At 71.4% G+C, this 26,529-nt stretch carries 21 protein-coding genes; 15 read left to right on the forward strand and 6 right to left on the reverse strand.

What is annotated here, in order from left to right; all coding sequences use genetic code 11:
• The first annotated feature begins 131 nt into the window (after positions 1–131).
• Entirely contained in the window at positions 132–1,229 is a 1,098-nt protein-coding gene (locus P5G50_RS11295) for a tyrosine recombinase XerC (RefSeq protein ID WP_301208933.1), read from the forward strand.
• Between the two features lie 61 nt (positions 1,230–1,290).
• On the opposite strand, the gene P5G50_RS18610 is transcribed toward P5G50_RS11295, so the two are convergent.
• Positions 1,291–2,388, reverse strand: a complete 1,098-nt coding sequence (locus tag P5G50_RS18610; RefSeq protein ID WP_363319470.1) for a peptidoglycan DD-metalloendopeptidase family protein — start codon at positions 2,386–2,388, stop codon at positions 1,291–1,293.
• A gap of 133 nt (positions 2,389–2,521) precedes the next feature.
• Here P5G50_RS18610 and P5G50_RS11305 point away from each other — a divergent pair, with 133 nt between their 5' ends.
• The 8 genes from P5G50_RS11305 (at position 2,522) to P5G50_RS11340 (ending at position 9,949) form a co-directional block, all read left to right on the forward strand.
• Positions 2,522–3,958 (forward strand): sugar porter family MFS transporter, encoded by a 1,437-nt coding sequence (locus P5G50_RS11305; RefSeq protein ID WP_435870873.1) that lies wholly within the window; start codon positions 2,522–2,524, stop codon positions 3,956–3,958.
• A 294-nt stretch (positions 3,959–4,252) separates the two neighbouring features.
• Positions 4,253–5,143, forward strand: a complete 891-nt coding sequence (gene rpsB, locus P5G50_RS11310; RefSeq protein ID WP_301208929.1) for a 30S ribosomal protein S2 — start codon at positions 4,253–4,255, stop codon at positions 5,141–5,143.
• A gap of 51 nt (positions 5,144–5,194) precedes the next feature.
• The gene (gene tsf / locus P5G50_RS11315; RefSeq protein ID WP_301208927.1) at positions 5,195–6,025 is read left to right on the forward strand and encodes a translation elongation factor Ts; all 831 of its coding nucleotides are present in this window, start codon (positions 5,195–5,197) and stop codon (positions 6,023–6,025) included.
• Positions 6,026–6,143: 118 nt separating this feature from the next.
• Positions 6,144–6,857 (forward strand): UMP kinase, encoded by a 714-nt coding sequence (pyrH, locus tag P5G50_RS11320; protein WP_301208925.1) that lies wholly within the window; start codon positions 6,144–6,146, stop codon positions 6,855–6,857.
• A 50-nt stretch (positions 6,858–6,907) separates the two neighbouring features.
• Positions 6,908–7,462, forward strand: a complete 555-nt coding sequence (gene frr, locus P5G50_RS11325) for a ribosome recycling factor (protein WP_301208922.1) — start codon at positions 6,908–6,910, stop codon at positions 7,460–7,462.
• A 3-nt stretch (positions 7,463–7,465) separates the two neighbouring features.
• On the forward strand, positions 7,466–8,545 hold the full coding sequence (locus P5G50_RS11330) for a phosphatidate cytidylyltransferase (RefSeq protein WP_435870874.1): 1,080 nt from the start codon (positions 7,466–7,468) through the stop codon (positions 8,543–8,545).
• Between the two features lie 12 nt (positions 8,546–8,557).
• Positions 8,558–9,136, forward strand: a complete 579-nt coding sequence (locus P5G50_RS11335) for a DivIVA domain-containing protein (RefSeq protein WP_301208917.1) — start codon at positions 8,558–8,560, stop codon at positions 9,134–9,136.
• A 72-nt stretch (positions 9,137–9,208) separates the two neighbouring features.
• Positions 9,209–9,949 (forward strand): aggregation-promoting factor C-terminal-like domain-containing protein, encoded by a 741-nt coding sequence (locus P5G50_RS11340; protein ID WP_301208915.1) that lies wholly within the window; start codon positions 9,209–9,211, stop codon positions 9,947–9,949.
• A gap of 21 nt (positions 9,950–9,970) precedes the next feature.
• Here P5G50_RS11340 and P5G50_RS11345 read toward each other — a convergent pair whose 3' ends face one another.
• Complete coding sequence (locus P5G50_RS11345) at positions 9,971–10,621, reverse strand: hypothetical protein (RefSeq protein ID WP_301208912.1); 651 nt, start codon at positions 10,619–10,621, stop codon at positions 9,971–9,973.
• 38 nt (positions 10,622–10,659) lie between these two features.
• On the opposite strand from P5G50_RS11345, the gene P5G50_RS11350 reads away from it, so the two are divergent.
• Together P5G50_RS11350 and P5G50_RS11355 are read left to right on the forward strand one after the other, a co-directional pair.
• Positions 10,660–10,965 (forward strand): hypothetical protein, encoded by a 306-nt coding sequence (locus P5G50_RS11350; RefSeq protein WP_301208910.1) that lies wholly within the window; start codon positions 10,660–10,662, stop codon positions 10,963–10,965.
• A gap of 25 nt (positions 10,966–10,990) precedes the next feature.
• Positions 10,991–11,713 (forward strand): alpha/beta hydrolase, encoded by a 723-nt coding sequence (locus tag P5G50_RS11355; RefSeq protein ID WP_301209431.1) that lies wholly within the window; start codon positions 10,991–10,993, stop codon positions 11,711–11,713.
• On the opposite strand, the gene P5G50_RS11360 is transcribed toward P5G50_RS11355, so the two are convergent.
• A complete protein-coding gene (locus P5G50_RS11360) occupies positions 11,710–12,747 on the reverse strand; it encodes an AI-2E family transporter (RefSeq protein ID WP_301208909.1) in 1,038 nt (345 codons plus the stop codon). The genes P5G50_RS11355 and P5G50_RS11360 overlap by 4 nt on opposite strands.
• A gap of 59 nt (positions 12,748–12,806) precedes the next feature.
• Positions 12,807–15,509, reverse strand: coding sequence for a DivIVA domain-containing protein (locus tag P5G50_RS11365; RefSeq protein WP_301208908.1), 2,703 nt, complete (start codon positions 15,507–15,509; stop codon positions 12,807–12,809).
• 184 nt (positions 15,510–15,693) lie between these two features.
• Here P5G50_RS11365 and P5G50_RS11370 point away from each other — a divergent pair, with 184 nt between their 5' ends.
• From P5G50_RS11370 to P5G50_RS11380, 3 genes are all read left to right on the forward strand, one after another.
• Positions 15,694–17,553 carry a DUF8094 domain-containing protein gene (locus tag P5G50_RS11370; protein WP_301208907.1) on the forward strand — a complete coding sequence of 620 codons (1,860 nt, stop codon included), beginning with the start codon at positions 15,694–15,696 and terminating at the stop codon, positions 17,551–17,553.
• Between the two features lie 32 nt (positions 17,554–17,585).
• The gene (locus P5G50_RS11375) at positions 17,586–18,581 is read left to right on the forward strand and encodes a tetratricopeptide repeat protein (RefSeq protein ID WP_301208904.1); all 996 of its coding nucleotides are present in this window, start codon (positions 17,586–17,588) and stop codon (positions 18,579–18,581) included.
• Positions 18,582–18,675: 94 nt separating this feature from the next.
• A complete protein-coding gene (locus P5G50_RS11380) occupies positions 18,676–19,461 on the forward strand; it encodes an SDR family oxidoreductase (RefSeq protein ID WP_301208902.1) in 786 nt (261 codons plus the stop codon).
• Here P5G50_RS11380 and glgB read toward each other — a convergent pair.
• Entirely contained in the window at positions 19,442–21,652 is a 2,211-nt protein-coding gene (glgB, locus tag P5G50_RS11385; protein WP_301208900.1) for a 1,4-alpha-glucan branching protein GlgB, read from the reverse strand. The two genes, P5G50_RS11380 and glgB, sit on opposite strands and share 20 nt — an antisense overlap.
• A gap of 62 nt (positions 21,653–21,714) precedes the next feature.
• On the reverse strand, positions 21,715–23,703 hold the full coding sequence (locus P5G50_RS11390; RefSeq protein ID WP_301209429.1) for an alpha-1,4-glucan--maltose-1-phosphate maltosyltransferase: 1,989 nt from the start codon (positions 23,701–23,703) through the stop codon (positions 21,715–21,717).
• 231 nt (positions 23,704–23,934) lie between these two features.
• On the opposite strand from P5G50_RS11390, the gene glgP reads away from it, so the two are divergent.
• A complete protein-coding gene (gene glgP / locus P5G50_RS11395; RefSeq protein ID WP_301208898.1) occupies positions 23,935–26,505 on the forward strand; it encodes an alpha-glucan family phosphorylase in 2,571 nt (856 codons plus the stop codon).
• Positions 26,506–26,529 lie beyond the last annotated feature (24 nt).

A 26,529-nucleotide genomic window follows, 5' to 3' on the forward strand; every position in this document is an offset into this window, starting at 1 on the left:
GGGGCGTGGCGCGATTTGCCCGCCTGGTCGGTGGGTCGCCCCGTCCTCTCGCTCGCCGGGTTGGCGCGCTGAGCCAGCCCCGGTGGTGCGTCGCTCCGTCCGATCACGGCCGCGCGCGGCAGGCTGGGGGTGTGCAACTGCGAGACGCGATCGAGCGCTACCTGCGTCACCTGGAGGTGGAACGCGGGTACTCGCCGCGTACCGTGCAGGCCTACGGCTCCGACCTGGAGGCGCTCGCGGCATTCGTCGGACCTCGCGGCGTCGGAGCCGTCGGCGATCTCACGCTCGACCATTACCGGGACTGGCTCTGGGACGGCTCCCAGCGGCAGCTCGCCAAAGCAACCCTGGCCCGCCGCTCTGCGGCCGCTCGCGGATTCAGCGCGTGGGCAGCCCGCAACATCGGTCCCGCCGCCGGGGGCGGTGCCGGTGCGCGCGCCGCCGATCCCGGCACCAGATCCGGCTCCCCGAGCGGAGTGGCCGCAGAACACCCGGGAGTGAGTAAGGACGATGGCGGGGGAGGAGCCGAGCCGTCGGTGGCTGAGCCGGGCACGCCAGTTTCTGCAGGTGTTCTCCCCGGCGGCTCCGGCGCGGAGCCTGCACCGGTCGACGCCGCTGCGCGTCTCCGCGCGCCGAAGCCGGATAAGACGCTGCCCCGGGTGATCTCCCGCGCGCAGATGGACGGCATCCTGACCTCGCTCGCCGCCCGGGCCGGCGACGGTGACGCCCAGGCGCTCCGGGACGTGGCCGTCGTCGAACTGCTGTACGCGTCCGGCGTCCGCGTCTCGGAACTCGTCGGCCTCGACGTCGACGATGTGGACCTCGAGCGGCTCACGGTGCGCGTGCTCGGCAAGGGATCGAAGGAGCGGGTGGTGCCGTTCGGCGTGCCGGCGCTCGCCGCAATCCGCGCTTACCTGGCGCGCGCGCGTCCCTCGCTCGCCACGCCTCGCTCCGGGCCGGCCTTGCTGCTCGGGGCGCGCGGCGGGCGGCTCGGTCCGCGGGCGGTGTACGAGCTGATCGCTGGGCTGCTCGCCGACGTCCCCGGCGGAGGTCCTGCCGGCCCGCACGCGCTGCGGCACACCGCGGCCACGCACCTCCTCGACGGAGGTGCCGACCTGCGCGCGGTCCAGGAACTCCTCGGCCATGCGAGCCTCGGCACCACCCAGATCTACACACACGTCTCCGCCGAGCGCCTGAAGGAGAGCTACCGCATCGCACACCCGCGCGCCTGACCTCCGATCGCCTCGCCGGTGCCGGAGGGTGTTCGTTGTGGCTCGCCTCGTCTGCCGCAGCTCACCCACTCCTTGTCTTGGCCGCCCGCCCGTCCCCGCTCCGTTCCAGCGGCAGCAGCACCGAGGGCGGTAGCCGGTCGAGGAACAGCAGAGGGGAGACGTATTCGCCGTCCACCCGGACGCCGAGATGGAGGCACGCGTCACAGTGGCCGCCGGCTGCGATCGTTCCGATGGGTTCTCCGCGCTGCACGAAGGTGCCGTCGGGCAGGTCCGTCGCCACCGGTTCGAAGCTCGCGAGCACCCCGCCGCCGACGTCGAGTGTCAGGACGGGGCGGTCGACGACCGTTCCTGCGAAGTGGACCCGGCCGGCCGACGGCGCGGTCACGGTCGCTCCCGGGCCGGCGGCGAGATCGATTCCGCGATGCCCGGCCGCGTATTGCGTCGGGGGAGCGGCGTATGCCCGCGTCACACGCACCGGCGTCACCGGCCATGACCATCGTGGAGGCGCCGCATCAGACACGAAGGCGTCTGCGCCAGCGGCACCCCGCTCCGGAGTTCCGCGAACGCGGCAAGCGGCCAGGTCCGGCTCGGCGAGCACGGTGCCTGGGGCCGGCGCCTCTGCCGCCGGCTTCACGCGGCGCCTGCCGGGAAGCTCCGGCGGTGCGTCGCCGTCAGTGGCCATACCTCCGAGGGCCGGACGTCCGAGAGCACCACGCGCTTCGTCCCCGACCGGTACCCCCGATGCGCCCGGCGCGCCCGATTCGCCCGCCGCACCCCATTCGCCCGGCGCACCCGATGCGCCCGGCGCTCCCGGCGTTCCCGCCACCCCCGCCGCCCCACACACCATCGCGACCACCGCCAGCACACCCAGCAGCGCCCGCACCACCGCCCCCAGCAGCCAGTTCCGAGCCCACCGCCCCGACCACGGCCCCGACCACCGCCCCGACCACCGACCCGGCGCCCACACCCCCACATCCTCGATCACCCCGTGCCACCCCTCCCGTTCGCCACCCAACAACCCCTCCACCATCCCGGCCATCCCGTCCGCCCCGCCCCTCCATCGCCGAACCCGTGGAGAACACCTCTCTCCACACCCCTGTGGAGACCGCGCGGAGTTTCGTACGTTCACCTCGCCCGAAACACGGCGTACCGTATTCATCGCCGGTCGCTCGAAGAGGCCACCAGCCGAGGAGGGCGCCGGCGCACGACAACCGAAAAGGGATGAGATGTCTGAACAACGCAGCAGTCGCCTGACGAGTGAGAACGAACACGTACCGACCCCCACCCCCGCGATGAGGCGACGGGTGACCGGACTGGCGATCGCGGCGGCGGTCGGCGGATTCCTCTTCGGCTTCGACTCGTCGGTGATCAACGGCGCTGTCGACTCGATTCAGGAGCACTTCGCGCTCAACGCTTTCGTGAAGGGCTTCGTCGTCGCGATCGCGCTGCTCGGCTGTGCGCTCGGCGCGTACATCGCCGGCCGGCTCGCCGACCGCTGGGGGCGCCTCAAGGTGATGCTGCTCGGCGCCGTGCTGTTCCTCGTCAGCTCGATCGGCGCCGGCCTGGCGTTCTCCGTCTGGGACCTCGGCCTCTGGCGCGTCATCGGCGGCCTCGGCATCGGCATCGCGTCCGTCGTCGCCCCCGCATACATCGCCGAGATCTCGCCGAAGCAGTCGCGCGGAGGCCTGGCGTCGCTCCAGCAGCTCGCCATCACGATCGGTATCTTCATCGCGCTGCTCTCGGACGCGCTCCTGGCCGGTGCGGCCGGTGCGGCGTCGAACCAGCTCTGGCTGGGCCTCGAGGCGTGGCGGTGGATGTTCCTGGTCGGCGTGATCCCGTCGGTCGTGTACGGCATCCTCGCGCTCACCCTGCCGGAGTCGCCGCGCTACCTGCTCACGACCGGCAAGCGCGACGAGGCGCGGGAGATCTTCCGCACCCTCGTGCCCGCCGAGGACGTCGACCGCCAGATCTCGGACATCGAGCGCGCCATCGCGGAGGACGAGGAGGGCGCCAAGAGCACCCTGCGCGGCAACCGGCTCGGCCTCAAGCCGATCGTCTGGATCGGCATCATCCTGTCGGTGTTCCAGCAGTTCGTCGGCATCAACGTGATCTTCTACTACTCGACGTCGCTCTGGCAGGCGGTCGGCTTCACCGAGGGCAACTCCCTCCTGATCACGGTGATCACCTCGGTGACCAACGTGGTGGTGACCATCATCGCCATCCTGCTGGTGGACCGCGTCGGCCGGCGGCCGATCCTGCTGACGGGCTCCATCGGAATGGCTCTCTCGCTCGCACTGATGGCGCTCGCGTTCACCTTCGCGACGAAGTCGGGCGACGCGGTCTCGCTGCCGAACCCGTGGGGTCCGATCGCCCTGATCGCCGCGAACGCGTTCGTCGTGTTCTTCGGCGCGTCGTGGGGCCCGCTGGTCTGGGTGCTCCTGGGCGAGATCTTCCCGTCCCGGATCCGCGGCGCGGCGCTCGGCGTCGCGGCGTCGGCGCAGTGGATCGCCAACTTCCTGGTGACGGTCTCCTTCCCGCCGATGTCGGACTTCTCGCTGCCGTTCACCTACGGCATGTACGCGGTGTTCGCCGCCCTGTCGTTCTTCTTCGTGTTCTTCAAGGTGCCGGAGACGAAGGGCATGGCGCTGGAGCAGGCGGAGACGCTGTTCACGAACGCCCGCGGTCGCCAGCGCGGTCCGCAGGTCCGATCGAGCGGCGACTCGGCCTGATCCCGGCGGGCGGCCACGACCCGTCGTCGCCTGGTATGCTTTCGGAAGCACTCCGCTCGTCGGAGTGACTACGCGTGCCCGCACGCTCCACGATCCGGTCTTCACGACCCGGTCCGGGGCGAGGCGCGCATCCACCGGTCTCCCTCCCACTCCGAACGGTCCTTCCGCGCGGGGCGAGGGGAGCGGATGCGCGCGGGGCACCAGGTGCGACGGCCGCCGGCCGCCCGCAGAACAACCGCAGAGATCGCCTTCCGTGCCGTGCGCCGGCGCGGAGGCAGAAGAAGGAGAACGGCAATGGCCGTCGTCACCATGCGCCAGCTGCTCGACAGCGGCGTCCACTTCGGACACCAGACCCGCCGCTGGAACCCGAAGATGAAGCGCTTCATCCTCACCGAGCGCTCCGGCAGCTACATCATCGACCTCCAGCAGTCGCTGGCGTACATCGACAAGACCTACGACTTCGTCCGCGAGACGGTCGCCCACGGCGGCACCATCCTCTTCGTCGGCACCAAGAAGCAGGCCCAGCAGGCGATCGCCGAGCAGGCGACCCGCGTCGGCCAGCCGTACGTCAACCAGCGCTGGCTGGGTGGTCTGCTGACCAACTTCCAGACCGTGTCCAAGCGCCTCGCCCGCATGAAGGAGCTCGAGGAGCTCGACTTCGAGGGCACCACCAGCGGCTTCACCAAGAAGGAGCTGCTGATCAAGAAGCGGGAGCTCGACAAGCTGCACAAGTCGCTCGGCGGCATCCGCAACCTGTCGAAGACCCCGAGCGCGATCTGGGTCGTCGACACCAAGAAGGAGCACCTCGCGATCGACGAGGCGAAGAAGCTGGGCATCCCGGTCATCGCCATCCTCGACACGAACTGCGACCCCGACGAGGTGCAGTACCCGATCCCGGGCAACGACGACGCGATCCGCTCCGTCTCGCTGCTGACCCGCATCGTCGCCGACGCCGCGGCCGAGGGCCTCATCCAGCGCCACCAGAAGCCCGAGGAGGGCGCCGAGCAGGCCGAGCCGCTCGCCGAGTGGGAGCAGGAGCTGCTGCAGCAGTCGGCCGGCGAGGTCCAGGCCAGCGCCGAGACCGAGAAGAACGCCGACGCCGACCTCGCCGAGGCCAAGGCGGACTCCGCCGAGGCGATCGCCGAGGGCGAGGCCGACGCGGACGCGGACGCCGAGTCCAAGTAATCGCGATCACGCGAACCACGACACTTCACACGAGAAGGTTCCAGTCAGAACATGGCAAACATCAGCATCGCTGACATCAAGGCCCTGCGCGAGCAGCTCGGCACGGGCATGGTCGACACCAAGAAGGCGCTCGAGGAGGCCGATGGCGACATCGAGAAGGCCACCGAGATCCTGCGCCTGAAGGGTGCCAAGGGCAACGCGAAGCGCGCCGACCGCTCCACCAGCGAGGGCCTCGTCGCCGCCAAGGAGAGCGGCAACGGCTCCGCGACGATGATCGAGCTCGCCTGCGAGACCGACTTCGTCGCGAAGGGCGACAAGTTCATCGCCCTCGCCGACAAGGTGCTCGACGCGACCGCCGCCGCGGGCGCCACCACGGTCGAGGAGGCGCTTGCCGCCCCCGCCGGCTCGCAGACCGTCGCCGAGCTCATCGGTGACGAGGCCGCGATCCTCGGCGAGAAGGTCGAGCTGCGCCGCATCGCCGTCGTGAACGGCGAGCACTTCGCGATCTACCTGCACAAGACCTCCAAGGACCTGCCGCCGCAGGTCGGCGTGGTCGTCGGCTACACCGGCGACGACGCGGAGACCGCCCGCAGCATCGCGCAGCACATCTCGTTCGCGAACCCGACCTACCTCACCCGCGAGGACGTCCCGGCCGACGAGGTCGAGAACGAGCGTCGCATCGTCGAGGAGATCTCGCGCAACGAGGGCAAGCCGGAGGCCGCGCTCCCGAAGATCATCGAGGGCCGCCTCGGCGCCTACTTCAAGCAGGTCGCCCTGCTCGAGCAGGAGTACGCCCGCGACAACAAGCTCACGATCACCCAGGTGCTCAAGGAGTCGGGCCTCACGATCACCGGCTTCGCCCGGTTCAAGGTCGGGGCCTAGCCCATCGAGAAGGAGTCCGGATCGTTTCGATCCGGACTCCTTTTCTGTGCGCAGGGGTCCGCACACGCGGACCCGACGCACTAGCGTTAACGAAACACACGGAAGGACTCACACACGCATGTCGGCAGCAAATTCGAGGCGCAGGGTCCTCCTCAAGCTCTCCGGTGAGGCCTTCGGCGGCGGTCAGCTCGGCGTCAACCCCGACATCGTCAGCAGCATCGCGCGCGAGATCGCGCAGGCGGCTGAGGATGTGGAGATCGCCATCGTCGTCGGCGGCGGCAACTTCTTCCGCGGGGCCGAGCTGTCGCAGCGCGGCATGGACCGCGGTCGCGCCGACTACATGGGGATGCTCGGCACGGTGATGAACTCGCTGGCGCTGCAGGACTTCCTCGAGCAGGCCGGTGCGGAGACGCGCGTGCAGTCCGCGATCTCGATGACCCAGGTCGCCGAGCCCTACATCCCGCGGCGTGCGGAGCGTCACCTCGAGAAGGGCCGCGTCGTCATCTTCGGCGCCGGCGCCGGGCTGCCGTACTTCTCGACCGACACGGTCGCCGCGCAGCGCGCCCTCGAGATCAGCGCCGACGTCGTCCTCGTCGCCAAGAACGGCGTCGACGGGATGTACGACGACGACCCGCGCACCAACCCCGCCGCCCGTAAGATCGACCAGATCTCGCACCAGGAGGCGCTGCAGCAGAACCTCAAGGCCGTCGACTCCACCGCGCTCAGCCTCTGCATGGACAACGGCATGCCCATGCGCATCTTCGGCATCGAGCCCGCCGGCAACGTCACCGCGGCCATCCTCGGCGCCGAGATCGGCACGCTGCTCGGCTGAGCCGCCGGGCCATAGACTAGACACCACCCCATCGATCTGAAGGAGACACCGTGATCGCGGATGTGATTTCCGATGCCCGCCAGCGCATGAGCAAGACCGTGGACGCGGCGAGAGAGGACTTCGGCACCGTGAGCGCGGGCCGGGCGAACCCGGCCCTCTTCCAGAAGGTCCTGGTCGACTACTACGGCTCGCCGACCCCGCTCGCGCAGCTCGCCGGTCTGCAGAACCCGGAGGCGCGCGTGCTCCTCGTGACGCCGTACGACAAGTCGGCCCTCAAGGAGATCGAGAAGGCCATCGTCAACATGCCGAACCTCTCGGCGAACGTCGGCAACGACGGCGAGATCGTGCGCGTCACCCTCCCGGAGCTGACCGAGGACCGCCGCAAGGAGTTCGTCAAGATCGTCCGCGGCAAGGGCGAGGACGCCAAGGTCGCGCTGCGCAACATCCGGCGCAAGGCCAAGGACGACCTCGACGCGCTCAAGGGCGAGGTCGGCGACGACGAGGTGGCTCGCGGCGAGAAGGAGCTCGAGTCCCTCACCAAGACGCACGTCGATGCCGTCGACGAGGCGCTCAAGCGCAAGGAAGCCGAGCTTCTCGAGGTCTAACCGATGACCGAAGGCACCAGTCCCGGCGCGCCGAACCCTCCGGCGCCGGGCACGACGCCGCCAGCAGGGACCTCGGAAGCAGGGATGCCGGCAGGGGGAGCGGCGGCCGGTCCTGCGCGGGGGGAGCGCAGGCGCGGCAAGCCGCGTTCGCGCGACGAGCTGCGCGCTCAGGTGCAGGCGACGCGCGCCGACTTCGAGCGGCAGGTGCTCGCCCGCAAGGCGCAGCTCGACGCGACGAACGAGAAGATCGCCGAGCGCACGGGCCGCAACCTGATCCTCGCGATCATCATCGGACTCGCCGTCGGCGCGCTCGTGGTCGTCAGCCTCGTCTTCATCAAGGAGCTGTTCCTGCTCTTCGGCGTCGCGATGGCCGGCTTCGCGTCGTTCGAGCTCACCCAGGCGTTCCGCGGCGCCGGCCGTCGGGTGCCGCGCATCGCCACGGTCGTAGCGACGGTCGCCATCGTGCCCGTCACCTTCTACCTGCACGCCGGCGGCCTGCTGGTGGCGCTGGCGGCCGGCATCCTGCTGGTCGTGGTGTGGCGGCTGGTGGAGCAGCTGGTCGTGCCCCGGGCGCGGGCGGAAGGGGGTCTCGCTCTCGGCCGCGACCTCACCTGGAGCATCCTGGTGCAGCTCTACGTCGGGTTGCTCGCGGGCTTCGTGATCCTGCTCCTGGCCGAGCCGGGCGGCGAGTGGTGGGTGCTCGCGTTCCTCATCGTCGTCGTCGCCGTCGACACGGGCGCGTACGTGAGCGGCCTGTCGTTCGGCAAGCACCCGATGGCGCCGACGATCAGCCCGAAGAAGACCTGGGAGGGGTTCGCGGGCGCCGCGGCCGCCTCCGTCATCGCCGGCGTGCTGCTGTCGGTCTTCATGATCGGGGAGCCGTGGTGGTTCGGCGTGGTGTTCGGCATCGTCCTGCTGCTGACCGCGACGGCGGGCGACCTGGTGGAGTCGCTGATCAAGCGCGACCTGGGCATCAAGGACATGAGCTCGTGGCTGCCGGGGCACGGCGGCTTCCTCGACCGGCTCGACTCGATCCTCCCGTCGGCGGCGGCCACGTACGTGCTGTACCTGATCTTCCGATGACAGAATGGGGGAGTGAGCACCTTCCCCCGGAGCCCCAAGTCGAAGCTCGGATACGACGTCGAGCAGGTGGACGCGTTCCTCGAGTCCGCCCGCACCGCCTATGACGACCAGAACGGCGACCAGGGCGGCGACCACCGCGGCGACCACCGCGCGTCGCGGCTCACCGCCGCCGAGATCCGTCACACGGCCTTCTCGATGCAGAAGGGCGGCTACTCGACCACGCACGTCGACGCGGCCCTGGAGCGGCTGGAGGACGCCTTCGCCGCCCGCGAGCGGGAGTCCGCGCGCACGGCCAAGGGTGACGGCACCTGGCTCGAGGAGGCCCGCACCACCGCGCAGGAGATCCTCAACCGGCTCGACCGACCGGTCGGCAAACGCTTCGACCGCGTCAGCGTGCTGACCCTCGGCTACAACCGCCAGGACGTCGATCGCTTCGCCAATCGGCTCGTGAAGTACTTCCAGGACGGCCGTCCGATGAGTGTCGACGAAGTGCGGACCGTGACCTTCCGGGAGCAGCGTGGAGGCTACCGCGAGGTCCAGGTCGACCTCCTGCTGGACAGCGTGACCGACGTCATGCTGGCCGTCCGCTGACCCTGGCGATTGCCTGAGTGCCGTGGCGATCGCTTTGGAATCCGGGCCGATCTCCGTTATCGTCTTGTGATCGTGGGTAGACCAGCAGCAGCAGAGATCGTTCCGCTGACCCCGGCCAACCCGGTCGGAGTCGCCTTCAAGCGTCCTCGCCGCCCGCACATCCGTTCGCGGGCCGCGATCTACGGCTTCGCGTTCACCGCGGCCGTCGGCTTCGCGCTCGTCAACGTCGTCGACCCGTACTCGGGCTCCGCGGCGACCCCGGCGTATGCGGAGGCCCTCCCACAGCTTCCGACCACGTCGCGTTTCGGCGACGCCCCCGTGCAGAGCCTCACCGCCCCCGGCTCGTACACCTCGACGGTCACCCGCGAGGAGCTGACCGTGAAGCCGAAGCCCACGCCGACCCCGACGCCCACGCCGACGAAGGCGCCGGTCGCCGAGGAGAGCAGCGACGACTCGTCGGGCGACTCCGGCGGATCGGTGGCCGCAGCGCCTCCGGCCGGCACCCCCGACCCCGGCTCGGCGAAGGCGATCGCGTACGAGATGCTGCAGGCGCGCGGCATGGGCGACGACGAGTACAGCTGCCTCGTGTCGCTGTGGAACCGCGAGTCCGGCTGGAACGTCTACGCGAGCAACTCCTCGAGCGGGGCCTACGGCATCCCTCAGGCGCTTCCCGGCAGCAAGATGGCGTCGGCCGGTCCCGACTGGCAGTCGAACGCGGCCACGCAGATCACCTGGGGCCTCGGCTACATCACCGGCCGCTACGGCACCCCGTGCGGCGCGTGGAGCCACTCCGAGTCGTCCGGCTGGTACTGAGCGCCTCCTCGAACGCGCGCTTCACTCCGACGCGTCCAGCGCGCGGTAGTGCCGCCACATCGCGTTGAAGGTGCGATTCGCTAGCAGGACCGACACGACCGCGTACACCAGCGCGGCCGCGCCACCGATCAGCACGCACGCGTCGACCGGGACGCCCGCGGTGTGCAGCACCGCGCCGACGAGCACGCCCACCAGCGCGGCGTTGACGACGCTCGTGAACAGCATGCTGCTGCCGAGGAACTGGCTCACGGTGCGCCGACCGAGGAAGTAGTAGGTGTGGCGCATCCCCTCCTTGTCGTCGTGCCGCGACGCCATGAGGTAGGGCTCGATCTCCGGCGCGATCCGCACGTACGCGCTGCGCAGCCGGTTCATCGCGAGCACGTACATGAGGTCGTCCATCCCGGCGTTGAAGACGCGGATCTGCGTCATGACGCCCACCGCGGTCACGATCGCCAGCAGGACGTCGGCGAACACGGGGAAGAAGCCGGAGAAGCCGGTCGCCTGCCCGACCAGGGCGATGCTGACGAGCACGGCCGACATGAGCGTGAGGAGCATCCCGATCCGCACCAGCACCTCGCTCTGCGTGGTCGTGCGGGACGCGAGGAGGCTCCAGTGCTCTGTCGCGAGCAGCTGCGCCTGCAGGGCCGGATCGGTGCGAGCGTCGTCGCCCATGCCGAGATGGTAGCGCCGCCGCGACCTAGACTGGAGCCATGCCTCGCTCCAACCGTCCCCGTGGCCGCCACGGGCGCACGCAGCGCGAGGAGGAGCAGGAGAGCGGCCTCGACCGGCTGCTGACCGGCTGGCGCCGCACCGAGGTGAAGCGCGGCGCCACCTGGAACGTGCAGCCCGTGTCCGCCGCCCAGGCCCAGAAGGCGTACGTCTGCCCGGGTTGCGGCGGGGATATCGAGCCGGGGGTGGCGCACGTGGTCGCCTGGCGCGCCGACGGCGTACTCGGCGACGCGGCCGACCTCGCCGCCCGCCGGCACTGGCACGCCGCCTGCTGGAAGATCGCCTGAAGCACGAGGAGGACCCGTGAGCACCATCGAGATCCGCGGCGGCGTGGAGCTGCCCGCCCGGCGTGAGGACATCGAGCTGCACACGCAGGACGGCCTCACGCTCGTCGGCGAGCTGGCCGCGCCCCTGGACCGCGAACCGGTGGCGACCCTCGTGACGTTGCACCCGCTGCCGACCGGCGGCGGGTTCATGGACTCGCACATCCTCCGCAAGGCCGCCGGCCGCCTCCCGGCTCTGGCCGACATCGCCGTGCTGCGCTTCAACACCCGCGGCACCGCGTCGCCGCGCGGGCGCAGCCAGGGCGAGTTCGGTCACGGCATCGACGAGCGCTACGACGTGGAGGCCGCGATGGCCTTCGTGGGCGAGCGCGGCCTCCCGCACCCCTGGCTGCTGGGCTGGTCGTTCGGCACCGAGCTGGCGCTCATGTACGGCCGCGAGTGCCCGGTCGACGGCGTCATCCTGCTGTCGCCGCCGCTGCACCGCGCGAAGCCGGAGCACCTGGCCGCGTGGGCGGGGGACCGGCGCCCGATCGTCGCGCTCATCCCCGAGCACGACGACTACCTGAAGCCGGCGGAGGCGGCGCAGCGGTTCGCTCCGCTGCCCCAGATCGAGCTGATCGATGTGGCGGGCGGCAAGCACCTGTGGGTGGGGGAGAACCAGACCCGCACGGTCCTCAACGAGATCGTCGCGCGGCTCAACCCGGCCGCGCTGCCGCTGCCGACGGAGTGGCCGCCGTCAGCGTCCTCCTAGAGCTCGTTCTGCCGCGGGATGACGACCTGCTTGACGATCAGCAGGATCGCCGCGGCGAACGGGATGGCGACCAGCGCGCCGAGGATGCCGAGCAGCGTGCCGCCGGCCAGCGCCGCGACGACGACGAGGGCTCCGGGCACGGAGACCGCGCGGTTCATGATGCGCGGGCTCAGCACATACGCCTCCACCTGCATGTACACGAGGTAGTAGATCGCGGCCGCGATGGCCGTGGGCGGCCCGGACAGGAAGCAGACGGCGACGATGATCACCGAGCCGGTGATCGTTCCGACGAGCGGGATCAGCGAGAAGAAGAACGCGATCGACGCGAGCAGGATGGGGAACTTCGCGCCGATGACCGTCAGGAAGATCGCGCTGAGCAGGCCGTTGACGAGCGCGAGCGCGAACTGGCCCATGACGTACTTGCCGACGGAGTCCGTGATCTGGTCGCCGAGGTCGGCGACGCGCGCCCGGCGGGAGGCCGGCACCAGCTGGTAGGCCGCGCGCTTGATGCTCGGCAGCGACGCCGTGAAGTAGATGGTGAGGATGATGACGATGATCGCGCCGAAGATGCCCTGCACGATGCCGATCCCGGTCTGCAGCACCTTGGAGGTGATGTCCGGCAGGTTCTGCTGCAGCCACTGCGTGACGGCGTTGATGTTCGAGTCGTTGATGACGCCCGGGAACTGGTGCTGGAGGCTGAGGAACCACTTCTCGGCGTCGCCGTCATTCACCCAGTTGATGGTGTTCTGGACCAGCTGGCTGGCCTGGTCGACCGCGACCGGGACGATCGCCCAGACCAGGGCGACGAACGCGCCGAGGATGACGACGAGCGTGACGATCAGCGCCAGCCAGCGCGGGAACCGGCGCCGTTCGAGGAAGGCGATCAGCGGCTCGATGCCGAGCGCGAGGAAGAGCGCGGCGCCGATGTAGGTGATGATCGTCGACAGGCTGACGATCGACGTCAGGATGAGGATGCCGAGCCCGACTCCGAGGGTGCCGATCAGGCCGAGACGGAACGGGTTCTGGATCTTCATCGGTGCCCCCTGTGCCAGTGCGCCCTCGCGCGGTATGCGCCGGAGCGCGTGGTCGGTCGTCAGTCCTCGGTCGCGGTCACCTTCTCGGCCTGCTGGAGCACTCCGCGCAGGTTCTCGAAGTAGCCGGCGACGGCCTCACGCTCAATCCTAATCTGGGCGAGCCGCTCCTCCGCGTCGGCGACGAGGCGTTGCGTGCGCTCCTCGGCCTCCGCGACGAGGGTCGCCGCGCGCTCCTCCGCATCCCGGACGATGCCCGCCGCGGTGGACTCGGCGTCCTTGCGGGCCTTCTTGACCGTCTCGCGCGCCTCGGTCTCGTAGGCCTCGGCGTCGGTGCGGGCCTGCGCGGTGCGCTTGACGGCGTCCGCGAGCTGCACGTTGGCCTCGTCGAGGTACTTCTGCGTCTGCGCCACGGCCTCCTGGTGCCGGCCGAGGTACTCCTGCTCGGCCTCGTCGCGGCGGGCCTTGAGCTCGACGTCGAGGTCGATGCGCGCCTGCTCGAGCTCGTGCCGGCGGGTCTCCAGGTCGTCCAGGGTGGTGGTGCGGAGGTCGGACAGCTCGCGGTCGAGGGCGGCCCGGCGCTGCGCGGCCTCCTGCTCGAAGGCGGCGGTGCGCTCGGCGATCTCGGCCTCGAGCGCCGTGCGCGCCTCCGCGGCCTCCGCGGCGAGGGCGGTACGGACCTCTGCGGCCTCCTTCTCGAGCGCCAGGCGGGCCTGCTGCGTCTCGTCGGCGAGGGTGACGCGCGCGGCCTCGGCCTCGCGCTCCAGCTTGATGCGCTGCTGCTCGCGGTCGTCGGCCAGCTCGTTGGCGGTCGACGCGCGCTGGGCGGCGAGTTCGGTGGAGGTGCGGCGCACGTCCTCCTCGAGGGTGCTGCGCGTGCGCTCGGTCTCCTCGGCGAGGCGGGAGCGGGTCTGCTCGGCCTCGGCGGCCAGCGCGGACTTGGTCTGCTCGACCTCGGCGGCGAGGGCTGCCTTGGTGGTGGTGACCTCGGTCTCCAGCGCGGACGTGGTCTGCTCGACCTCGGCGGCGAGGGCGGCCTTGGTGGTGGTGACCTCGGTCTCGAGCGCCGACTTGGTCTGCTCGACCTCGGCGGCGAGCGCGGCCTTGGTGGTGGTGACCTCGGTCTCCAGTGCGGACTTGGTCTGCTCGACCTCGGCGGCCAGCGCCGACGTCGTGGACTCGACCTCGGCGGCCAGGCGGGCGCGCGTCTCGGTGACCTCGGCCGCCAGCGCGCTGCGCTCCCGGGTCAGCTCGTCGTCCAGGGCGGTGCGGGCGGCGTCGACCTCGGCGGCCAGCTCGGCGCGGAGCTCCGTGGCCTCGCCGTCGAGCGCGCGGCGCTGGCGGTCGCCCTCGGCGGCGAGCCTGGCGCGGGTCTGCTCGACCTCGGCGGCGAGCTCGCTCGCGGTGCGCTCGCGGTCCGCGGCCAGGCGCGCGGCCGTCGCCTCGCGCTCGGCCTGCAGCGTCGTGCGGGTCTCCGTGGTCTCGCGCTCCAGCGTGGTGCGGGTCTGCACGATGTCGTCGGCGAGCTCGGAGCGGGTGCGCTCCTCCTCCTCGGCGAGGGCCGAGCGCGTGCGCGTGACCTCGTCCTCCAGCTCGGCGCGGGTGCGGGTGACCTGGTCCTCGAGGGCGGAGGTGGTGGACGCCACCTTGTCCGCCAGCTCGGCCTCGGTGCGCTCGACCTCGTCGGCCAGTCCGGCGCGGGTGGAGGCGACCTCGTCCGCCAGCTGGGCGCGGGTCTGCTCCACCTCGGCGGCGAGGGAGGCGCGGGTCTGCTCGACCTCTGCGGCGAGCGACTTCGTGGTCTGCTCGACGTCGGTCGCGAGCTGCTGACGGGTGGTCACGTCCTCGTGGGAGAGGTCGGCGCGCACCTGTGCGGCCTCGGCGGAGAGGGCGGCGCGCTGGCGCTCCACCTCGTCGGCGAGCTCGGCGCGGGCCTGCGCCATCTCGGCGTTGAGCGCGGTGCGGGCGGCGGCCTCCTCGGCGGCGAGCCGGTCGGCGGTCTCCGCGACCTTCTTGTCGAGCTCCAGGCGCGTCTGGGCGGCCTCGCGCTCGAAAGCGGCCCGGTCGTCGGCCAGCGCGTTCTCGAGCTCGGCACGGCGGGCGGCGATGGTGCGGTCGAGGTCGGCGGCCTCGGCGCGGGCGGCCTCGGCCTCGCGCGAGGCGACCGCCTTGAGCTCGGCGGCCTCGCGGTCGGCCTCCGCGCGGACGGCCGCGGCCTCGCGCCGGCTGGTGGCGCGTAGCTCGGCCGCCTCGGTGGCGACGGCGCCGCGGATGGCGGCGGCCTCGCGCATGGCGTCGTTGAGCAGCGTCTCCTTGTCGGAGCGCGTCTTGGCGAGGAGCTCGGTGGACTCGATCTGCGCGTCCTCGAGCATGGTCGTCGCGCGGGCGGTGGCGTCCGCGATGATGCGCTCGGCCTGCTGGGCGGCGCTGCGCTTCACCTTCTCGATCTCGGCGGAGACGCCGGCGCGCAGCTTCTCGGCGTCGATGTCGGCCTGCGCGATGAGGCGGGTGGACTGCTCCTCGGCGACCCGGAGCGTGTTCTCGAGCTTCGTGCCGAGGCCGGAGTAGGTGGGGCTGCCGACCTCCTCCAGCTCAGCGTCGAGCTCCTCGATGCGCGCCTGCAGCCGCTTGATCTCCTTGGAGGAGTCGGCGGCCTGGGTGTTCGCCTTAATCAGGTCTCGGCGCAGCTCCTGGACGGCCTTGTCGACCTCGTCCTTGTCATAGCCGCGGAAGACCTGGGTGAAGTTCGTCTCATCGGTCGCCACTTGAAGTCACTCCTGGGGATGTCTCGGCGGGCCGCTCGCACGCCGCGGACAATCTTACATTTGGACACATGCACCCGCATGGGGGACTACGGTGGCGTGCAGAGAACGGTTAGATGCCTTTCAGGGTGCTCCACTATCGTTGTGTGACTGTGCCGGACCCCACCCCGGCCCACAAGGAGTTTGCTTGCGTTTCGTCCTCGCCATCGTCGCATTCGTCGTGGCCGCCGTCATGATCGTCGCCGGGATCGCCCAGCGCACGGTCTTCGCACCCCCCTCGCAGCTGACGGCGAGCGCCACGATCCCCGGCGACGCCCGATACGTGGTCATCGCCGGCTCCGCCCTGAACGCCCACCCCGGCCAGCAGACGCTGCGCCTGGAGGGCGCTCCCGACCCCGCCAAGCAGGTGGTCGCGCTCGGCCGCACCGCCGACGTCACGGCGTGGTTGAAGGGCGAGGAGTACGTGGCGGTCCGCTGGGACGCCAAGACCGGCACGCTCGTCACACGCACGGTGGAGGCTGGCGGCTCGTCGTCCGGCTCCACCTCCACCCCGACCCCGGCGCCCACCGACGGCACCGGGTCGGGCGCCACCACCGGGGACGCGGGCGCGCAGAGCGCGAATCCTGCAGGCTCCGACCTCTGGCTCGAGGAGTACGACGGGGCCGACGCGACGAAGACCAGGATGAACATCCCGGACGACGTCAGCGTGCTCGTCGCCTCCGACGGCGTCGCTCCGGCGCCGAGCTCGATCGTCCTCACCTGGCCCGTCGACACCAGCACCCCCTGGGCCCTCCCGCTGATCATCGCGGGGCTCGTGCTGCTGGTGATCGGCATCGCCCTCTACCTCTGGGGGCTCTACACGCACCGCAGGTCCCGCGGACCGCGGAGGAAGAGCGGACCGAAGATGCCCAAACTGCCCAAGGCTCCGAAGTACAAGCCGACCGCGTCCGTCGAGGCCTCCCCGCGCGGGAGGCGCTCGTCGCGCCGCGCGCGGGTGATGGTGCCCGCCGTCCTCGCCGGAGCGCTCGCGATCAGCGGCCTCGGCGCCGGCGCGGCCGTCGCCGACCAGACTCCGGCCCCCACCCCGACGCCCACCGCGACCGGGAAGCCGTCGGCCGACCAGCCCGCTCCCGCGGTCACCGTGCCGCAGCTGGAGCGCATCGTCAAGCGGATCTCCACCGCCGCCGCGGACGCCGACGCGAAGGCCGACCCGAACCTCGCCGCGCAGCGCTTCACCGGCCCGGCGCTGCAGCTCCGGCAGGCCAACTACGCGATCCGCGCCAAGAAGTCGGACGAGCCGGCGCTCCCGGCCATCCCCGCCAGCCCGATCGTGCTGTCGCTGCCGCAGGCCACCGACACCTGGCCGCGCACGGTGATCGCCGTGGTCGACACCCCGAAGGACGCGCAGGGCAACGCCCAGGCGCCGCTCGCGCTCACCCTCGTGCAGGACAACCCGCGCGCCAACTACATGGTCGAGTACGCGATCTCGCTGGAGCCGAAGGCGACCGTGCCGAACCTCGCGCCCGCGAGCATCGGCGCCGCCGTCGTGCCGCCGGACTCCAAGCTGCTGAAGCTGCCGCCGGAGAAGGTGGCGGAGGCCTACGGCGACGTGCTGATGAACGGCGACAAGAGCCAGTACGCCGCCCTGTTCAGCAAGGAGGGCGACACCCTGCGCACGGCCGTCGGCGCGGAGTGGAAGGCGAAGCAGATCGCCGACCTCCAGGCCAAGTACGGCGCGACCTCGTCGCTGACGTTCACCTCCGCCGTCGGGCCGGGCCGCGACACCGCCATGGCGACGAACGACTCGGGCGCCATCGTCTGGACCGACCTGCAGGAGTCGCAGGTGCTGAAGGTCGTGGAGGCGGGCGCCGAGGTCAACGCCGGCAACACCGCCGCCGCCCTGAGCGGCATCGCCACGTCGAAGACGGGCATCGAGTCGACCTTCGGCTACCAGCTGGCGTTCTACGTGCCGCCGGCGGGGTCGGACGCCGAGATCACGCTGCTGGGCTTCGCCCAGGGCATGGTGTCGGCCAAGGAGATTCAGTAGCAGACGCCGTCCATATCCGTACAGGAGAACCGATGAGCAACATCCCGCCCACGACGCCCACCAACCTGCGCGGTGCTGTCGATCTCAGCGCGCTCGTGAGCCGTCCGGCCCCCGGGGCGCCCGCCGCAGCGGCCGGCCCCGGTGCTCCCGCGCCGGGCGACGCTCCGGCGGCCGCGGGGGAGGCGCTGACTCTCCCGAGCCTCTACTTCGAGGGCACCGACGCGAACTTCAACGACTTCATCGAGCTGTCGATGCGCGTGCCGATCGTCGTCGACCTGTGGGCGGAATGGTGCGAGCCGTGCAAGCAGCTCTCGCCCATCCTCGACCGCGTCGTGGCCGACTACGCCGGCCGGCTCGTGCTGGTGAAGATCGACGTCGACGCCAACCCCCAGCTGTCGCAGGCGTTCCAAGCGCAGTCGATCCCGACCGTCGCGGCCATCGTCGGCGGCCGGCCGGTGCAGCTGTTCGTCGGCGCGGTTCCGGAGCCGCAGGTGCGCGACGTGTTCGAGCAGCTCCTCCAGCTCGCCGCGCAGAACGGCGTCACGGGAACGGTCTCCGTCGATGCGGACGCCGGCCTCCCGGAGGGGGAGCAGGCGGAGCCGCAGCCGGAGCCGCTTCCCCCGCACCACCAGGACGCGTACGACGCGATCGACCGCGGCGACTTCGACGCCGCGATCGCCGCATACAAGACCGCGATCGCGCAGGACCCGCGCGACACCATGGCGGTCGCCGGCCTCGCGCAGGTCAGCCTCCTCGCCCGCCTCGCCGGGAAGTCGATGGACGAGCTGCGCTCGGCCGCGGCGGCGGACCCGGCGGACGCGGAGGCGCAGCTGGGTGTCGCCGACCTCGACCTGTCGGGCGGGCACGTCGAGGACGCTTTCGACCGCCTCCTGACGCTGTTCCCGAAGCTCGACGCCGCAGGCAAGGACACCGTCCGCGCGCGGCTGCTCGACTATTTCGAGATCGTCGGCGTGGACGACCCGCGGGTCGTGCGGGCCAGGGCTAGGCTCGCCTCGCTGCTGTACTGACGCGATCCCCCTGCGGCGCGCTCTTCCCCCGGAGCAGGCCGAAGCGGCCCGGTGCTGCGGCGATTCCCCTCGTCAGCCTCTGAAAGGCCCGCGCATGCCCCGTGTGCTCGTGGTCGGCGGCACCGGCCTCGCCGGCCGAGCCGTCACCGCCGAAGCCGTCGAGCGCGGTCACGACGTCGTCGTGGCCGCCCGGCGCACCCCCGACGACGACGCCGACGCCTACGTGCCCGGCGCCGTCTACGTCACCACCGACCTCGTCACGGGCAGCGGTCTCGAGGAGGCGGTCGACGGCGCCGACGTGATCGTCGACGCGAGCAACGGCGTGGGGAGGCAGGCCGCGCACGTGTTCGCGTTCGGGGCGCAGAACCTTCTGCACACCGCAGCGCGTTTCGGGGTGAACTCCGCCGTGCTGCTCTCGGTCGCGGGGATCGACGGCTCCGGCTACGCCTACTACCGGGCCAAGGCGGAGCAGGAGCGCGCCTACCTCGACTCGCCGCTCGAGACGCGCGTCGTGCGCGCCACGCAGTTCCACGACTTCGTCACCGCGATCTTCGAGCGCGGACGCCCGTTCGGCACGCTGCTCGCGCCGTCGCGCACCCGATTCCAGCCCATCGCCGTCGCGGACGTCGCGCGCGTGCTCGTGGACGCGGCCGAGGGCGCGGGAGAACCGGGCGTCCGCACCGTCGCCGGCCCGCGCATCGAGTCGGCGCGCGAGCTCGCCGAGCAGTGGAAGCGGCACAGCGGCTCCCGCCGTCCGGTGGTGCCTGTGCGGCTCGGCGGCGCGCTCGGCGCCACCTGGCGTGCCGGGCGCAACCTGGCGCCCGAGCACGCCATCGACGGCATCGGCTACGGGGCCTGGCTCAGCTCACGCGCGGCTTGAGCCAGAGGGCACCGAGCGGAGGCAGGTTCACCACCGCCGAAGCGGGGCGGCCCATCCACGGCTCGTCGACCGCGGTCACCTGGCCGAGGTTGCCGACCCCTGAGCCGCCGAACGCCTCCGCGTCGGTGTTGAGCAGCTCCTCCCACTCCCCGGCGAAGGGCAGGCCGACCCGGTAGCCCTCGTGCGGCGCTCCCGAGAAGTTGAGCAGAACGGCGATGGGGGAGCCCTCGCGGTCCTTCCGGAGGAACGCGATCACGTTGCCGGCCGCGTCGGAGCCGTCGAGCCACTCGAACCCGGCGGGATCGTTGTCGAGCGCCCACAGCTGCGGGTGCGCGCGGTAGAGCGCGTTGAGCTGCGCGACGAGGTCCCAGAGGCCGCGGTGCGACGGTTGGTCGAGCATCCACCAGTCGAGCCCGCGCTCCTCGCTCCACTCGGAGTACTGGCCGAACTCCTGGCCCATGAACAGCAGCTGCTTACCGGGGTGCGCCCACATGAACGCCAGGAACGCCCGGAGGTTCGCCAGCTGCTGCCAGTGGTCGCCCGGCATCTTGCCGATCAACGAGCCCTTGCCGTGCACGACCTCGTCGTGGCTGATCGGCAGGAGGAAGTTCTCGCTCCACGCGTAGACGAACGAGAACGTCAGCTCGCTGTGGTGGTAGCTGCGGTACATCGGGTCCTCGTGGATGTACTGCAGCGAGTCGTGCATCCAGCCCATGTTCCACTTGAAGCCGAAGCCGAGGCCGCCGGAGCTGGTGGGGGCGGTGACACCGGGGTAGCTGGTCGACTCCTCGGCGATCATGACCGTGCCGGGGTTGCGCTTGTAGGAGGTGGCGGTGACCTCCTGCAGGAACGCGATCGCCTCCAGGTTCTCGCGTCCGCCGTGGATGTTCGGCTCCCACTCGCCCTCGTTGCGCGAGTAGTCGAGGTACAGCATGGAGGCGACGGCGTCGACCCGCAGGCCGTCGACGTGGAACTCCTCCAGCCAGTACAGCGCGTTCGCGACGAGGAAGTTGCGCACCTGCGAGTTGCCGTAGTCGAAGATGTACGTGCCCCAGTCCTTGTGCTCGCCGCGCCGCGGGTCGGCGTGCTCGTACAGCGGCCGACCGTCGAAACGGGCGAGCGCCCAGTCGTCCTTGGGGAAGTGGCCGGGCACCCAGTCCATGATCACGCCGATGCCGGCCTGGTGGAGGCGGTCGATCAGGTAGCGCAGGTCGTCGGGCGAGCCGAAGCGGCTGGTCGGGGCGTAGTAGCCGGTGACCTGATAGCCCCAGGAGCCGCCGAACGGGTGCTCGGCGAGAGGGAGGAACTCCACGTGGGTGTAGCCGAGCGCGCCGACGTAGTCGATCAGCTGGTCGGCGGCCTCGCGGTAGCCCGTTCCGGGCCGCCAGCTGCCGAGGTGCAGCTCGTAGATGCTCATGGGGCCGCTGTGCGGGTCGGTCTCGCGGCGGCGGCGCATCCACTCGTCGTCGGCCCACTCGTGGCGGCTGACCGTGATGCGGGAGGCGGTGGCGGGCGGCGTCTCGGCGGTCTGCGCCACCGGGTCGATCTTGCGCACCCAGCCGCCATCCTCGGTGAGGATGTCGTACTTGTAGATCTCGCCCTCGCCGAGACCGGGGACGAACAGCTCCCAGACGCCGGAGCCGCCCATGCTGCGCATCGCGTGCAGGGTGCCGTCCCAGCCGTTGAAGTCGCCGACCACGCGGACGGCGCGGGCGTGCGGCGCCCAGACGGTGAAGGCGGTGCCGACGACGCCGCCGAGGTCGCGCACGTGCGAGCCCAGCGCCTCCCACAGCTGCTCGTGCCGGCCCTCGCCGATGAGGTGCAGGTCGACGGAGCCGATGGTGGGGGAGAAGCGGTACGGGTCGTCCGCGGTCCAGGTGCTGCCGTCCGCGTAGCGGGCCTCGACCAGGTAAGCGCCGGGGCCGACGATGTCGATGCCCTGCCAGATGCCGTGCGCGAGGTGCGCGAGCTCGACGTGCGCGCCGTTCGGAAGCACGGCGAACACGGCCTCCGCCAGCGGGCGCAGGGTGCGGATGACCGTGATCGGGTCGGCGACGCCTGAGGCGTTCACCTGGTGCTGCCCGAGCACCGCGTGCGGGTCGTGGTACGCGCCGGTGGCGACGGCCTGGAGGGTCGCGTCGTCCAGGGCGGGCAGGTCGACGGCGGCAGCGCCTTCGGGGATCGGGGTCATCGGGGTCCTTTCGAGGCGGTGCGGTGGGACGGGCGGTGCGGCGGGGCGTGGGTGGACGGCGACTACAGCGGCTTCACGACCAGGATGTGGACCGGCTGGTCGAAGGCGTCGAGGCGCACGTAGTCGTCGGAGCCCCAGACCCAGCGCTGGCCGGTCACGGCGTCCTTCACCTCGAAGCTCGCGCCGCGCTCGATGCCGAACGCCGTGACGTCGAGGTGGACGATCGTCTCGCGCACCGAGTGCGGGTCGACGTTGGCGACGACGATCACCGCGTCCGGCTTGCCGCTGCGGGTGAACCGGCCCGGCAGGTACTTCGAGTAGACGAGGATGGCGTCGTCATCGCTGGAGTGGAGGCGGAGGTTGCGCAGCTGGCGCAGCGCCGGGTGCTCGCTGCGGACGCGGTTGAGCATCGTCAGGTAGGGCGCCAGGGAGCGTCCCTCGTTCTGCGCGCGGGCGTAGTCGCGCGGACGGTACTCGTACTTCTCGTTGTCGATGTACTCCTCCGCGCCGGGGCGGGCGACGTTCTCGTACAGCTCGAAGCCGGAGTAGACGCCCCAGGTCGGTGCGGCGGTCGCGGCGAGGGCGGCACGGATCTTGAACGCGGCCGGGCCGCCGAACTGCAGGTACTCGGTGAGGATGTCGGGGGTGTTGACGAAGAGGTTGGGGCGCAGGAAGTCGGCCGTGTCGGTCGCGAGGCCGGCGAAGAACTCCTCCAGCTCCTCCTTCGTGTTCCGCCAGGTGAAGTACGTGTACGACTGCTGGAAGCCGGCCTTCGCGAGGGTGTGCAGCAGCGCGGGGCGGGTGAACGCCTCGGCGAGGAAGACGACGTCCGGGTCGGTCGCGTTGACCGTGCGGATCAGCCACTCCCAGAAGTGCAGCGGCTTGGTGTGCGGGTTGTCGACGCGGAAGATGCGGACGCCGAGCGACATCCAGTACCGCACGATCCGCAGCACCTCGTGCCGGAGGCCGTCGTAGTCGTTGTCGAAGTTGATCGGGTAGATGTCCTGATACTTCTTCGGCGGGTTCTCCGCGTACGCGATCGTGCCGTCGGGGAGGGTCGTGAACCACTCCGGGTGCTGCTTCACCCAGGGGTGGTCGGGCGACGCCTGCAGCGCCAGGTCGAGGGCGACCTCGAGGCCGGCTCCCTTCGCCTTGCCCAGGAAGTGGACGAAGTCCTCCTCGGTGCCGAGGTCCGGGTGGATGGCGTCGTGGCCGCCCTCGGCCGACCCGATGGCCCAGGGCGAGCCCGGGTCGTTCGGCCCGGCCTCCAGGGAGTTGTTCGGCCCCTTGCGGAACGTGCGGCCGATCGGGTGGATGGGCGGCAGGTAGACGACGTCGAAGCCCATCGCGGCGATCTCGGGGAGGCGCGCGGAGGCGGTGCGGAAGGTGCCCGACTGCCAGGAGCCGTCCGGCAGCTTCCGCGCCCCCTCCGACCGCGGGAAGAACTCGTACCAGCTGCCGACGCCGGCGCGGGTGCGCTCGACCTGGATCGCACGCGTCTCGGAGAGCGAGGGGAGGCTCACCACCGGGCGCTCGGCGAGGATGGCGGCGATGCGGTCGTCGACGGTCGCGGCGAAGCGCTCCTCGACCGGCTTGGTGGAGTCGGCGGCGGCCTTCGCGGCGGCGCTCAGGTGGCGGCGCTCGGCGGGACTGCGGCGCTTGTCCTTCGCGGCGCCCGCCAGGAGGTCGTGGCCCATCCGCAGCATCAGCTCCACGTCGATGCCGGCCGGGACCTTCACCTCGGCGTTGTGCTTCCAGGTGCCGTAGTCGTCGGCCCAGGCCTGCACCCGGTAGCGCCAGAGGCCCTCGGTCTCGAGCTGCACCTCCACACCCCAGCGGTCGGTGCCCGGCTCGAGCGCGTGCATGCGGTGCTCGGTCTGCTCGCCGGAGGGGTCGAGCAGGATCAGGTCGACGCCGATGCGGTCGTGGCCCTCGCGGAAGGCGGTCGCGCGGAACGGCACGACCTCCCCGCTGAAGGCGACGGCCGGCCAGTGGCCCTCGTCGACCTGCGGGGAGAGCTGGAGGACGGGGATGCGGGTCAGCAGCGGCACGTATTCCTGCGCCGCCGCCTCCTGCGCCGCCGATCCCTGCGCCGCCGCCTCCTGCGCCGCCGATCCCTGCGGCGGGTCGGCCGGCTGTGGCACGGCGGGCGGCTGCGCCACCGCGGTCGCGGCCTGCTGCACGGCCTCGGCGGAACGGATGCTGGTCGGAGCCTTCTTCACCACCCCACGAACGTACACTCATTCACCCGGCCGTCATCAGGCTCCTCTAAGGTGGGCCGGGTGAAGGCCATCCGTAGATTCTCCGTCCGCGCCGTCCTCCCCGAGAACCTCTCCGCTCTGGAGGAGATCGCCGGCAACCTCCGCTGGTCCTGGCACGAGCCCACCAAGGAGCTCTTCGCCCGCATCGCCCCCGAGCTGTGGCAGCAGCTCCGGCACGACCCGATCGCCCTGCTCGGCGCGGTCGAGCCGTCGCGGCTGGCGGAGCTCGCCGACGATCACGGCTACGTCGAGTGGGCGAACCGCGTGCGCGACGACCTGCGCGAGTACCTGCAGGAGCCGCGCTGGTACCAGTCGCTCGGCGACGCCGCGCCGCGCTCGATCGCCTACTTCTCGCCCGAGTTCGGCATCGCGGCGGCACTGCCGCAATACTCCGGCGGCCTCGGCATCCTCGCCGGGGATCACCTCAAAGCGGCGAGCGACCTCGGTGTTCCGCTGGTGGCCGCCGGCCTTTTCTACCGCTCCGGCTACTTCGCGCAGGCGATCTCCCCCGACGGCTGGCAGCTCGAGAGCTACCCGGTGCTCGACCCCGACGGACTGCCGCTCAGCGTGCTCCGCGAGGCCGACGGCACCCCGGTGCAGATCACGCTCGCGCTGCCGGACGGCGAGCTGCACGCGCGGGTCTGGCAGGCCGCGGTCGGCCGGGTGCGCCTCCTGCTGCTCGACACCGACATCCCCGAGAACGAGGAGCGGCTGCGCTCGGTCACCGACCGGCTCTACGGCGGCGGCGGGGAGCACCGGCTGCTGCAGGAGCTGCTGCTCGGCATCGGCGGCGTGCGCGCGGTGAAGGCCTGGGCGGCGCTCACCGGCGCGCCGGACGCGGAGGTGTTCCACACCAACGAAGGCCACGCGGGCTTCCTCGGGCTGGAGCGCATCTCCGACCTGGTGGGCGAGGGGCTGAGCTTCGACCAGGCGCTGCAGGTGGTGCGCGCCGGCACGGTCTTCACCACCCACACGCCGGTGCCCGCCGGCATCGACCGGTTCGACCGGGCGCTGGTGGAGCGCTACTTCTCGACCTCCCTGCTCCCCGGGCTCGACGTGAAGGAGGTGCTCGCGCTCGGCGCGGAGGACTACCCCGGCGGCTCGGGCGACGTGTTCAACATGGCCGTGATGGGCCTGCGCCTCGGGCAGCACGCCAACGGCGTCTCCCAGCTGCACGGCGAGGTCAGCCGGCAGATGTTCAACGGCCTGTACCCGGGCTTCGACCCGCGGGAGGTGCCGATCGACTCGGTCACCAACGGCGTGCACGCACCGACGTGGACCGACCCGATGCTCCGCGCGCTCGCCATCGAGCGCCTCGGCACCGACGACACCACGCACGCGAACTGGGCGGACGCGCACGCCGTCGGCGACGCCGACCTGTGGAGCGTGCGCAACCGGATGCGCGAGCAACTCGTGCAGGACGCGCGTCACCGGGTCGCGGCGGCCTGGGAGCGGCAGAACCCGGGCGGGATCGCGCCGGCGTGGATGGCCGACCTCCTCGACCCGAACGTGCTGACCATCGGCTTCGCCCGGCGGGTTCCGACCTACAAGCGGCTCACGCTGATGCTGCACGACCCCGACCGGCTGCGCCGCATCCTGCTCGACCCGGAGCGGCCGGTGCAGTTCGTGATCGCGGGCAAGTCGCACCCGGCCGACGACGAGGGCAAGCGGCTCATCCAGAAGCTGGTGCACTTCGCCAACGAGGCCGATGTGCGCGGCCGGATGGTGTTCCTGCCCGACTACGACATCGGCATGGCGCAGCTGCTGTACCCGGGCACGGACGTGTGGCTCAACAACCCGCTGCGTCCTCTTGAGGCGTGCGGCACCTCCGGCATGAAGGCGGCCCTCAACGGCGCGCTGAACCTGTCGATCCTCGACGGCTGGTGGAACGAGTTCTACGACGGCGAGAACGGCTGGGCGATCCCGTCGGCGGACGCCGCCGGCGACGGCGCCGAGCGCGACGCACTGGAGGCGGAGGCCATGTACGACCTCATCGAGCACCAGATCGCGCCGCGGTTCTACGACCGCGACCCGGACGGCGTGCCCTCCGCGTGGGTGCGGCAGATCCGGCACACGCTCGCCACGCTCTCGTCGCCGCTGAGCGCCGAGCGCATGGTCCGCGAGTACGTCGAGCGGCTGTACCTGCCGGCGGCGGAGTACGAGAACCGTCTCACCGCCGACGACTTCGCCGCCGCGCGCGGCCTCGCCGAGTGGAAGGAGCGCGTGCGCAGCGCCTGGCCCGACGTGGCCGTCGCGCATGTCGACGCGGGCGGGGTGGACGACACCCCGCAGGTCGGCGACGAGCTGCACGTGCGCGCGCCGGTCCGCCTGGGCGGCCTGCGGCCGGAGGACGTGCGGGTCGAGCTGGTCTACGGGCGCAGCCACGAGGGCGACGACCTGACCGACGTCGCCGTGCAGGAGCTGACGGTCGACCGGGCCGTGCCCGGCGACGAGGCGGGCAGTGCGCACGAGTTCGTCGGGACGGTGCGGCTCGCCTGGGCCGGCTCGTTCGGCTACACCGTGCGCGTGGTGCCGGTGAACGACCTCCTGCTGACCCCCGCCGAGCTGGGCCTGGTCGCCGTCGCCTCCTGACCCGCGCGGCCCGCTAGCGGCTAG

This window comes from Leifsonia williamsii, from assembly GCF_030433685.1.
Taxonomy (GTDB): Bacteria; Actinomycetota; Actinomycetes; order Actinomycetales; family Microbacteriaceae; genus Leifsonia; species Leifsonia williamsii.